This window comes from Anaerobranca gottschalkii DSM 13577 (genome assembly GCF_900111575.1).
In the GTDB taxonomy this organism is placed as follows: domain Bacteria; phylum Bacillota; class Proteinivoracia; order Proteinivoracales; family Proteinivoracaceae; genus Anaerobranca; species Anaerobranca gottschalkii.
In genome coordinates, this window is record NZ_FOIF01000055.1 from 1 (window position 1) to 11,950 (window position 11,950).

At 34.3% G+C, this 11,950-nt stretch carries 12 protein-coding genes and 1 other annotated feature; of the genes, 9 read left to right on the forward strand and 3 right to left on the reverse strand.

Annotation, left to right across the window (positions count from 1 at the left end; all coding sequences use genetic code 11):
* Positions 1–86: 86 nt before the first annotated feature.
* Positions 87–527, reverse strand: a complete 441-nt coding sequence (locus BMX60_RS10075) for a cation diffusion facilitator family transporter (RefSeq protein WP_177159778.1) — start codon at positions 525–527, stop codon at positions 87–89.
* A gap of 82 nt (positions 528–609) precedes the next feature.
* Positions 610–1,872 (reverse strand): MFS transporter, encoded by a 1,263-nt coding sequence (locus BMX60_RS10080; RefSeq protein ID WP_091351342.1) that lies wholly within the window; start codon positions 1,870–1,872, stop codon positions 610–612.
* Positions 1,873–2,099: 227 nt separating this feature from the next.
* Between BMX60_RS10080 and BMX60_RS10085 the strand changes: the two genes are divergently transcribed.
* A complete protein-coding gene (locus BMX60_RS10085) occupies positions 2,100–3,374 on the forward strand; it encodes a DUF1576 domain-containing protein (protein ID WP_091351343.1) in 1,275 nt (424 codons plus the stop codon).
* 12 nt (positions 3,375–3,386) lie between these two features.
* Entirely contained in the window at positions 3,387–3,734 is a 348-nt protein-coding gene (locus BMX60_RS10090; protein ID WP_091351344.1) for an ATP-binding protein, read from the forward strand.
* A gap of 30 nt (positions 3,735–3,764) precedes the next feature.
* On the opposite strand, the gene trpS is transcribed toward BMX60_RS10090, so the two are convergent.
* Positions 3,765–4,751, reverse strand: coding sequence for a tryptophan--tRNA ligase (gene trpS / locus BMX60_RS10095; RefSeq protein WP_091351345.1), 987 nt, complete (start codon positions 4,749–4,751; stop codon positions 3,765–3,767).
* 40 nt (positions 4,752–4,791) lie between these two features.
* Positions 4,792–5,005, reverse strand: a binding site (T-box leader).
* A gap of 164 nt (positions 5,006–5,169) precedes the next feature.
* Here trpS and BMX60_RS10100 point away from each other — a divergent pair.
* The 7 genes from BMX60_RS10100 to BMX60_RS10130 form a co-directional block, all read left to right on the forward strand.
* A complete protein-coding gene (locus BMX60_RS10100) occupies positions 5,170–5,475 on the forward strand; it encodes a YerC/YecD family TrpR-related protein (RefSeq protein WP_091351346.1) in 306 nt (101 codons plus the stop codon).
* 84 nt (positions 5,476–5,559) lie between these two features.
* On the forward strand, positions 5,560–5,889 hold the full coding sequence (locus BMX60_RS10105; protein ID WP_091351347.1) for a hypothetical protein: 330 nt from the start codon (positions 5,560–5,562) through the stop codon (positions 5,887–5,889).
* Between the two features lie 80 nt (positions 5,890–5,969).
* Positions 5,970–8,126 (forward strand): DNA helicase PcrA, encoded by a 2,157-nt coding sequence (pcrA, locus tag BMX60_RS10110; RefSeq protein WP_091351348.1) that lies wholly within the window; start codon positions 5,970–5,972, stop codon positions 8,124–8,126.
* A 10-nt stretch (positions 8,127–8,136) separates the two neighbouring features.
* Complete coding sequence (gene ligA / locus BMX60_RS10115; protein ID WP_177159779.1) at positions 8,137–10,137, forward strand: NAD-dependent DNA ligase LigA; 2,001 nt, start codon at positions 8,137–8,139, stop codon at positions 10,135–10,137.
* 92 nt (positions 10,138–10,229) lie between these two features.
* On the forward strand, positions 10,230–11,054 hold the full coding sequence (locus BMX60_RS10120) for a hypothetical protein (protein ID WP_091351349.1): 825 nt from the start codon (positions 10,230–10,232) through the stop codon (positions 11,052–11,054).
* A 41-nt stretch (positions 11,055–11,095) separates the two neighbouring features.
* On the forward strand, positions 11,096–11,587 hold the full coding sequence (locus BMX60_RS10125; RefSeq protein ID WP_091351350.1) for a flavin reductase family protein: 492 nt from the start codon (positions 11,096–11,098) through the stop codon (positions 11,585–11,587).
* A 113-nt stretch (positions 11,588–11,700) separates the two neighbouring features.
* Positions 11,701–11,950: transposase zinc-binding domain-containing protein (locus BMX60_RS10130; protein ID WP_177159757.1), on the forward strand; the 250-nt coding region annotated here is incomplete at its 3' end.

Sequence of the window (11,950 nt, forward strand, 5' to 3'; positions counted from 1 at the left end):
TAATAAATGCAGATTTAAATGGAGCATATCAAATAATGAAAAAAGTATTCCCCAATGTATTTTCGGAGGGGATAGAGGGTGTGGGGTTACACCCAATCAGAGTAAACATAGCTTAAGCTGTGTTGACTGATAAATAATTTTATTAAAATTTTTATTGTTTTTAATAAAGTTAATAACCTTGACATAACGATAATACCTGGTATAGTTTCATTTAAGAAATTTTGATTATATATTCTTGAAAAACTTTGATAGATTATAGTTACAGAAAAGATTAAAATTAAAATACTTTGCAAAACGGCAGCTAAATCTTCGTATCTACCATGACCGTAGTTGTGACACTTATCGGGAGGTTTTCCTGCAAAATACATAGCTGCTAAAGTAATAGTTGAAGCTAAAACATCCATAAAAGAATGGAGGGCATCGGAGATAATACTGATAGAATTGGTTATAACTCCAATAACCAATTTTAGAACAACTAAAAAAATACTAACAGAAATAGCTAAAAGGGCAGCTTTAAATTTGTTCACTTTTATCATCTCACTTTTGATTTTTTTCAGTAATATACAATATGAAGAAAAAGTGAAAATGTGTAAAAAAAGAGGTTTGTTATCAAACCTCTTTTTGCATTAATGTAGCGATAATTGCCACAATTCCCATGATGAAGAAAACTGTAAAAGCCAATTTATATGCATCTAAAGTGTAAACCCTAGCACCATTTACTAAACTACCTTGCCATTTTAAATCTAGAATGTAGCCAACTATAATATTTAAAATAGCACCACCTAAAAAGCCACCGACATTGGCTACACTGGTAGCAGTTCCCGCTAAGTGGGGGTTATTGACATCCTTAACATTAGTAAAAGAGAGGATAAAGGAAACAGCTGTTATACCTAATATCAAATAAAGGACAGGTAAGAGGATTAAAGGGGGTTGACCATTGGCTATAAATATAATGTAAAACCATATAACGGTGAAAATAGTGGCTCCACCTAAAATTACCCCCTTTATTTTCCCTAAAGCTTTAGCTAAATTACCAATTATTATTGAACCTACCATTATCCCTGTTGTCAATAAAAGGACATAGCGGGATGCGGCACCTGGTGAAAGGCCGTAAATGTGGGTTAAATAGGGGACACCCCAAAGGCCAGAAAAAGATGTAATTGATCCCATTAAAGCGAAGAGGATGAAAAAGTTAGGCCAGGTATAGGGGTTTTTAACAACCTTTAGTAATCCTAGCCAAAAACTTTCCTTTGACTTAGGAGGATTTCCATTAGGGGCATCATATCCTAAATCATTAGGATGATCTTTAACAAAAAATATAATTAATCCATAGCATAAAAGGGAAACAGAAGCAATGACCACAAAGGAAAGGCGCCAACCTAAAGCCAATACTAACAATGCTAAGGGTGTAGTAGCTAAAACACCTCCAAAATTACCTACAAGGGAAGTCCAGCCAGTAATCATTGGAAACTCTTCTTTTTTAAACCACACCGATTGAATCTTCAATATAGAAACAAATACTCCAGCAACACCAATACCAACTAGCAGCCTCCCTAAGTAAGCAATATAAATAGTGGGAGCAAGGCCAAAGATTACTGAACCAACTCCAGCTAATAGCATACCTATACTAGTGGTTTTTCTTGCACCAATATGATCTATCAAAATTCCATTGGGAATTTGCATAATAGCATATGCCCAGAAATACATCGAAGCTAAATTACTCAGTTCTGTTCCTGTTAAATTTAAATCTGAAGCCAAATTTTCTGCAACAACAGCGGTGGAATAACGGTGAAAAAAGACGACGACAAAGGCTAGGGCAAGGACAGCCCAGTTTATCCACTTTGCTTTAGTAAATGAAAGTTTTGTTTCCATTAAATTCCTGTCAAAATTGACAGGTCACCTCCTTGTCTTGTACTGAAATTGACTTGCTACTTTAAGTTTAAATGTTTTTTCTATTTATGTAAAGAAATAATAATTTTAAGCTTTTTTGATATTAAATTTATCATATATAGATTTTTCTCCGGGGATAAATATGTTACATTTTTAACATTCTTCTGCTATAATAAAAGGGTAAAAACTTGGGAAGAGGAGAATTGACAATGAAGAAGTTATGGAGTTTTGATTACGTTGTTGTAGATGATAAGGTTAAAGAAAGAACAGTAGCCTTCTATTTATTAGCCCTTTTAATTATAGGTGCTTCTTTACAAAGTCCTCAAAGATTAGTGGAAGGCTTACAAACTATCTTTATTGCTCCGGGGATGTTGATTACCGACTATTTAGAAATAGCCGGTTTAGGACCAGCCCTATTTAATGCCGCTGTTGTCGGATTTATCGGATTCTTTGTAATCAAACTAAATAAAGTAGTTTTTAACGGGCCAGCTATTGCTGCAGTATTTACAATGGTGGGCTTTGCCCTTTTTGGTAAAAACATTTGGTCTGTTTTACCAGTTATTTGTGGAGTATGGGTATATAGTAAAATTAAAAAACAACCTTTTAAAACATATATTTTCCCTGCCCTTTTTGGAACAGCATTAGCGCCATTAGTTACACAAGCTTCCTTTGGTTTTGGTTGGGGTATTCCCTTAGGAATAATAGTAGGGATGTTAACCGGTTTAGTAGTCCCTCCTTTAGCCAGCCACGTTCTTAGAGCCCATGAAGGATATAATATTTATAACGTAGGTTTTACAGCAGGCCTTACTGGGATGTTATTTTTATCTATCTTTAGAAATTTTGGATTAAATAGCCAAACGGTGATGTATTGGGGTACAGAATTTAATACACCAATGCGCTGGATTTTTATCCCAATTTTTGTTACAATGATTTTACTAGGAGTGATATTTAATAAAGGGAAAATTAAAGATTATGGAGAAATATTAAAACATCCCGGTACTTTAATTACAGATTTCGTTCAATTAGGGGGCTTTGGTAATACTTTAATTAATATGGGAATTATGGGTTTAATTGGCTGTGCCTACATCGAATTGGTAGGAGGACACTATAACGGCCCAACCATGGGTGGTGTATTGACTATTGTGGGCTTTGCTGCCTTTGGTAAACACCCTAAAAATTCAATACCTATCATGCTAGGGGTTTGGTTAGGAACTTTCTTACCTTTCTCTGTTTTCAAAGAAGTCGGTGCTAGTAGTCCTGGTCCTATTTTAGCTGCCCTCTTTGGAACGACTTTAGCACCTTTAGCAGGAGAGTTTGGTGTAATTATAGGAGTATTAGCTGGAATAGTTCACTTATCAATAGTTTCCCAAGTTGGGATACTACATGGAGGTTTAAACCTCTATAATAACGGGTTTGCAGGAGGTTTTGTTGCCACCATATTTGTGGCTCTAATCAATGGGTATAAAAATGGAAATGGAAAATAAGGAGGGGGAAATTTGCGTTCAGAGAAAAGTAAAATTCAGGGGATAGTAAAAGAGTTGATGAGTAATTCCTTAAATGCAGAAGCTACAGAAATCAAAGTTCAAGTAGATCGGGGTAAAGATAAAACAGTTATCAAAGTTATTGATAATGGAAAAGGGATGGATAGTAAAACTTTAAAAGGGGTACTAGACCTTTTAAATCAGCCCCGTCGAGATGAACTAGAAGACTACTATGGAGGATTAGCTGGTAATAGTCAAACGGCATCTGGTCTTAATATCGTAGGGATGTTGGTAGATGAGGCTAAAGTTTATAGTGAAGAGGGAAAAGGAACAACAGTAGAAGTAATTAGATACAAAAGATAACTAAAGGAGAGCTGCTCAGCTCTCCTTTAGTTATACTAAACCTATTCTCTCTTTAACGGTTTTCATGGTCTTTTCTGCCATTTCTTGTGCTCTTTGGGCTCCTTTTGTATAAACTTCTACAAGATAATCTTTATTTTCCATGTACTGATTATATCGCTCTCTAACAGGGGCTAAAGCTTCTACTACTAATTGACCTAAATCTGTTTTAAAAGGACCGTACCCTTTTCCTTCATAGCGGGACACAACTTCTTCAACGGAGATATTGGCAAATTTTGCATAAATGGTAATTAAATTTTTAATTCCAGGTTGTTCATCATTATACTGAACTACCCCTACACTATCGGTAACAGCTCTTTTGAATTTCTTAATTATCTCTTTTTCATCATCTAATAAAAAGACAGTACCATTGATATTTTCATCGGATTTTGACATTTTACTGGTTGGATCCTGTAGACTCATGATCCTAGCACCAACTTTTGGGGTATAAATCTCTGGAATAGTAAAAGTTTCCCCAAATGCATTATTAAATCTAATGGCAATATCCCTAGTTAACTCTAAATGTTGTTTTTGATCTTCACCTACTGGAACTAAACTTGTTTGATAAAGCAAAATATCCGCTGCTTGTAGTACAGGGTAAGTAAATAACCCTGTATTTATATTTCCTTTATTTTTTTCCGATTTCTCTTTAAATTGGGTCATTCTATTAAGTTCACCTAAGTAAGTATGGCAGCCTAAAATCCAGGCTAATTCAGTGTGCTGTGGTACATGGGATTGAAAGAAAATAATATTTTTTTCTGGGTCAAGGCCACAGGCTAAGTATTGGGCTAAAAAAGAAAGGCAAGAATTTCTAAATTCTTTTGGATCATGTTTTACTGTAAGGGAATGTAAATCAACTATGGAATAAAGGCATTGATAGTCATCTTCTAAAGCTTTCCAGTTTTGGACAGCACCAATGTAATTACCTAAAGTTAAGCTCCCTGTTGGCTGTGCACCACTAAAAACAATTTTTTTCTCCATAAAAAAACCTCCTTTAAAATATATAAAACCCCTTCATCTCCTTAGAGACGAAGAGGTTACTCTCCGCGGTACCACTCTATTTGGCAAAGTTTTGCCCTCTTTAATCCCGATAACGGAGGAAACCGGCCTAACCTACTGCTCTTTCAGCTAGGCACTCATAAGTCCATTCAGTAAAGCCTTTGTATCGGTTTCCACCACTACCGACTCTCTGTAAACAAAGGGCTAAACCTACTACTCTTAATCATCGTTTTTAAATATATTTTTTAAAAATTATAGCCTAAAAATTCTTACAAGTCAAATTGGGTATAATAATTTTGGAAAAAATTATTTTTTTGCAGGAAAATTGGGATATTGTGTTGAATTGATATAGTGAAAAAAAGGACGTATATAATAAAAAGATAAAGGGAGGTGAAATCCCTTGCATCTGGAAAAATTGGGTAAAGAACACATTAACCAGTTGTTTGAAGGGATTCTATTGCTAGAAGATTTAGATGAGTGTTATAGATTTTTTGAGGACTTATGTACAGTTAATGAAGTGAAATCTTTAGCCCAGCGTCTAGAAGTTGCTAGAATGTTGAAAAATGGAATGACATATCAGAAGATAGAAGAGGCAACAGGTGCCAGCACCGCTACTATCAGTAGAGTTAAAAGGTGTTTAGAGTATGGTGAAGGTGGTTATAATACTATCTTAGAAAGGCTTGAAAAAAAGAATCAAAATAAATAAATTTTGCTAGCGCTCAAATAGCGCTATTTTTTTGTCCTTTTATTCATATAAATTATAAAAAGGAAAAAAGGGGGATATTATAAAGTGGAATTTTATTTAATATTAGTGATTTTTTTACTCCTTATTTATTTGAGTTTAAAACTTAGAAATATAAATAGAAGGACAGTAGCGGAATCCTATGGTTTTGAGCCAGTGGAATCTCCCATATCCAAAAGCATAGTTGAATTAATTTCTACAGCGGGAGGGATATATATATCTTTAACTTTAGCACTATCATTTTTAAAAATAGACTATGCCCCAATGTATCAATTATTAGGGGTAGAATTTGACATTTTAGCCCTTTTATCTATTATTTTAGCTATTTTTCAACCGGTGATAGTGTTTATTTATAACAAGCTAAAAATGAAGGTATAATATTGCATAGAACAAAGGTTTGAATTAGAATAGATTATATATTATATAATTATAGAATAGATAGGAAAGGATTTTGCTATATGAATTTAACAAATTTAAATCCTAAGCAGAGGGAAGCGGTACAATGTACAGAAGGGCCCCTATTAATTATTGCTGGAGCAGGGTCAGGGAAAACTCGGGTTTTAACCCACCGTATTGCCTACATTTTAAGCCAGGGTTTGGCTAAACCTTGGGAAATATTGGCGATAACTTTTACTAACAAAGCGGCAGCAGAGATGTTAGAAAGGGTTGAAAATATGGTTTTTGGTGGGAAAGAAATGTGGATTTCCACCTTCCACTCTGCTTGTGTGAGAATACTTCGCCGTGAAGCTAACCACATAGGTTTTGACACTAACTTTAATATATATGACGGTTCAGATCAAACTAAATTGATTAAAGATTGTTTAAAGGAACTGAATATAGATGATAAAAAATTCCCACCTCGGAATTTTATTGGAGCAATTTCCAAAGCAAAAAATCTCTTGATTACTGCAGGGGATTATTCTCCTAAAGATTATTTTGAAACTTTAGTTTCAAAAGTGTACAAGCTTTATCAAAGGAAACTAAAGAATAATAATGCAATGGATTTTGATGATTTGATTATGGAAACGGTCAGACTTTTCCAGGAAAATCCTGAAATACTTCAAAAGTACCAACAAAGGTTTAAATATATCTTAGTAGATGAATATCAAGATACCAACCACAGCCAATATGTATTGATAAACTTATTAGCTGGATATCATAGGAACCTTTGTGTAGTAGGTGATGATGATCAGTCAATTTATCTTTTTAGAGGTGCCGATGTTACTAATATTTTAGATTTTGAAAAAGATTATCCAGAAGCTAAAGTGATTAAGTTAGAACAAAACTACCGTTCTACAGGTAATATTCTAGAGGCAGCTAATGATGTTATAAAGAAAAATAGTAGTAGAAAGAATAAAAGACTATGGACCGATAAACCAAAGGGAGAAAAGATAGTATTTTACCAGGCTGAAAACAGTGAAGCTGAGGGAAGGTTTATTGCCGAAGAAATAGAAAAATATGTAAAACAAGGTAGAAGCTATGGGGATATGGCAGTCCTTTATCGTACCAATGCCATGTCCAGGGTATTAGAAGAAAGTTTGTTAAAGAGCGGTATTCCTTATATTATTTATGGAGCTACAGAGTTTTACCAACGGAAAGAAATTAAGGATATTTTGGCCTACATGAAAATCCTAGTTAATTCCAATGATAACCTAAGTGTTGTTAGGGTAATTAATGTTCCTAAAAGGGGTATAGGTGATTCTACTGTAGATAAATTATTAAAATTTGCAGAAGAAAACAATCTTTCCCTTTATCAAGTTTTACAGTTCCATAGCGAAAAAATTGCCCCAAGAAGTAAGGGAAAAATCCAGGAATTTGTAGAACTTATCGAAACTTTAAAAAGGATGGCAGAGTATTTAACAGTTACTGAGTTATTAGATGAAGTTGTTAACCGTTCTGGTTATGGAGCCATGTTAAAGACAGAGAATACAGAAGAAGCCCGTTCCAGGCTAGAGAATATACAAGAATTAGCTACTGTTACCCAAGAATTTGATAATAATAAAGATGGTGGATTAGCTGAATTTATTCAAGAAATATCCTTAAATACCGATAATCAAAGGACAGAAGGAGAAAAAGATGTAGTTAAATTATTGACCCTCCACTCTGCTAAAGGTCTAGAATTTCCTATAGTCTTTATAGCAGGGATGGAAGAGAGGATATTTCCCCATATCCGCTCCTATGAAGAGCCTCGGGAAATGGAAGAGGAACGGAGATTGTGCTATGTGGGGATTACCAGGGCAATGGAAAAACTATATTTAACCTGTGCCCAGTATCGTACTTTGTATGGTCGAACTGATAGAAACCCCGTATCCCGATTTGTTGAGGATATAAATCCTGAACTTTTAGAAAATCGCAGCCCAGGAGGATTTAATGTCCGGGAATTATATACTAAAACCGTTAGCGAGAGGGATAATATTTATGCTAAACCGGTAAAACAAAATCTAGGGATTCCTTATGAAGTTGGAATGGTGGTAGAGCATAAAAAGTTTGGTCAGGGTATAATAATAAGCATACAACCTTTAGGTGATGATCAAGCACTTACCATAAACTTTGAACAAGGGGGAATAAAAAAACTGATGGCCAGTTTTGCTCCTTTAAAAGTGATGGAAAATTAGGGGGATTGTAATGGATAAAAATACAATGGATAAAAAAAGGATAGAAGAACTAAGGGAGTTATTGCATAAATATGATTACCATTACCATGTATTAGATCAACCATTAGTTGAAGATAGTACTTATGACCTTTTACTAAAAGAATTAAAAGAATTAGAGGATAAATATCCAGAATTTATAACTCCCGACTCCCCTACACAAAGAGTGGGGGGGCAGGTTTTACAAGGCTTTAAAACTGTTACCCATAAAACTCCTATGTTAAGTTTAAATAATGCCTTTAATGAAGGGGATTTAAAGGATTTTGCCAACAGAATCTATAAAACCTTAGGGGAAAAGGTTAAATTTGTATGTGAGCTAAAAATTGACGGTTTAGCAGTATCCTTGATCTACCAAGGGGGTATATTAGTTCAAGGGGCTACTAGGGGAGATGGTGAAACAGGGGAAGATATAACCCAAAATATCAAGGCTATTAAAGCCATTCCCTTAAAACTTCAAAGGCCGGTGGATTTAGAAGTTAGAGGAGAGGTATATATGCCTAAGAAATCCTTTGAACTTCTAAATAGGGAAAGGGGAGAAAAAGGGGAACCCTTATTTGCCAATCCTCGAAATGCAGCTGCGGGGACATTGCGACAATTAGACCCTAAAATTGTAGGGAGTAGAAACTTAGCTGCCTTTTTCTACGGGTTAGTAGAGGGTCCGGACTTAGGTGATAGTCATCTAGAAAATCTCCAAAAAATTAAAGAATTAGGACTCCCGATAAATCCATATATTGCAGTGTTTGATGAAATAGAAGAGGTTATAAAGTATTGCCAAAGGTGGCATGAAGAAAGAAATTCTTTACCTTATGAAATCGATGGTATTGTTGTCAAAGTTGATTCACTATCAAGACAGCAAAAGCTAGGCTTTACAGCTAAAAGCCCAAGGTGGGCTATCGCTTATAAATTTCCAGCTCAAAGGGCTATCTCAGTTGTGAAAGATATAGAACTTACAGTAGGTAGGACAGGGGCTATAACACCAACGGCAATTTTAGAACCTGTTCAGATTGCTGGTACTACAGTAAGTAGAGCTTCACTCCATAATAGCGATTATATAATAGAAAAAGATATCCGCATTGGCGATACTGTTGTTGTTCAAAAAGCTGGGGATATTATTCCAGAGATAGTGGAAGTATTAAAGGAAAAACGGTCAGGGGAAGAACAGCCTTTTATCATGCCCCAAAAATGTCCAGTATGTCAAAATGATGCAGTACGGTTGGATGGAGAAGCCGCTTATAGGTGTATTAACCCTAAATGTCCCGCCCAAATTAAAGAGTTAATCATTCATTATGCTTCTAGGGGAGCTATGGATATCGAAGGATTAGGACCTTCCATTGTAGAGCAACTGTATGAAACTGGACTAATAAAAGACGTAGCAGATCTCTACCATTTAAAAGTAGAGGACTTGGTGAATTTAGAGAGATTTGCCCAAAAATCTGCCCAAAATTTAATAAAAGCTATTGCCAAATCAAAGGAACAACCGTTAAATAGGCTATTGTTTGGCTTAGGAATTCGTTTTGTAGGTCAAAAGGCGGCAAAATTATTGGCTAAAGAATTTAAAGAATTAGATCTTTTAATGAATGCAGATTATAATAGATTGATAGAGATACCGGAGATTGGTGATAAAATAGCTAATAGTATTGTGGAGTATTTCTCCAACCCCGATGCTTTACAATTGATTGAACGTCTGAAAAAGGCAGGGGTTAATATGAAAGAAGAAGGGGCCAAAACTCCCAAGGATAGTATTTTAGCTGGCAAGACAGTCGTACTTACAGGAACTTTAGAACATTTTTCTAGAAAAGAGGCTCAAGAAGCTGTTGAATCTTTAGGGGGTAAAGTTGCTGGAAGTGTCAGCAAAAAAACTGATTTAGTAATTTGTGGGGAAAATGCTGGTAGTAAATTAGAAAAAGCAAAGGAATTAGGTATTCCAGTAAAAGATGAGCAATTTCTTTTAGAAATAATAAAAGAATTTAAATAACAGTTTTTTAAAAGGCTGTCCTACATATTTTCTTATCTTTAGGATATACTACCGTCAATTTCTAACAAATATCATGAAGGGATTGGTAGTATATGCCTAAGAAAATTATTTTAAAACATTTGTGGGAAAGTATTCTAATAGGGATTGTTTCATCTATGATTGTGACAGCCTTTTTTATGCCATATTACGATATCCATCATAGGGTAAAAAAACATGTTAATGAAGTTCTAACTGCTTTTAATCCTCTAGAAGAAGTAGTTTGGGAAGTGCAGTTACAGGATTCAAATACAAGATTGATTTTATTTGATGATATCAGGAAAATGACAGGTACTATTTTTAGCCCAACCCTTTTATTTAGTAAAGATAAGAATCAAGAAGGAACAATGTTTTTTACCAGCTTTGATTTTTTTATGAAAAACAGTTATGTTGTAGGGGAACAAGTTGAAATTATGGGGCTTAATGGGTTATTTGCAGGTTTTTATTACTCAGAACATCCTTATGGGGAAGACTTTTTAGTTATAGTTAGTGATAAACTAGAAAAATTGGATTATCAAGGTGAAATGAAAAATTTTAAATTAGGAGAAAGTTATAAATATCCTTTACTTCCTAGGGGATTTAGGGGTTTAAGGTTATTATACTTTTTGCTTTTTTGCGGGATATTGTATTTTATCTATGGATTGTTATCAATAGTTTTAGATACAACTTATGATTATTTAAAAGAGAATTTGATGCGGTTATCTATTGTATCTTGTACAATTATCATTTCTTTAACAACTTATGGCTTTTTTATCAATACCTATAGTTTTTATACAATTATTACAGCATGTATATTAGCTATAACTGCTAATTTAATGATGGTTTTGCCTCTTTTACTTTTTTGGTTAGGGAAAATATTTCTTAGAAGGTATAACCTTTAAAGTAAATTATAATACTAAAAAAAGTAAAGGAGGTTAAAGAAATGGATATTCAAAAGGCTTTAGACAAAATTCCAGGTCCAGTAGGTATTTTAGGTGCCATCGATGGGGATAATCATCGGATAATTACAGTTTCTTGGTTTACTCAAGTATCTAAAAATCCCCCTCAACTGTTAGTGTGTGTATCACCCCAAAGCTCTGTCCACCCAATAATAAACAAAAGTAAAGAATTTGTCCTTACCATTTTATCTAAGGATATGGAGGAAGTGGCTAGAATTTGTGGACATACTTCAGAAAATGTTAGTGATAAACTAGATACTGCTAAATTAACTACTAAAACTAGTAAAAAAGTTAAAGTAGCTTCCATTAATGAAGGAATATTCAATTTAGAATGTCAGGTAACAGGTGAGTTTACTGGAGGAGATCACACTATTTTTGTAGGAGAAGTCCTTTATGTAGATGAAATAAAAGAAGAAAAACCTTTAATTTTTTATAATAGGGATTTAGTTACAGTAGATTATTCCCTATCGAAGTAAACCTATTGGTGTGATTTATTGTATGATAAATCACACCATTTTATTTTTGCTTAGGAAAGTATAGATTGCTAGGTATGTGGATAAATGTTATTATGTAGTGGGGTGAGTTGTTTATGGCTACGGGAATAATAAAACAAATATTTGAAGATAAATGGGGAGAGTTTAAAGAAAAATACCCAATTAGGCCAACAGTATTGTCAGAAGTAAAAAAGATGCTAACTTGTAAAGATATGAGTGAAGGATATAGCAAATTTTGTTGTCCGACATGTAATGAAGTCAGATATGTAGGCTTTACCTGTAAGAGTCGCTTCTGTACATCTTGTGGTCGGAAAGCAACAGAACAGTGGGTAGAAAAATTAAGCA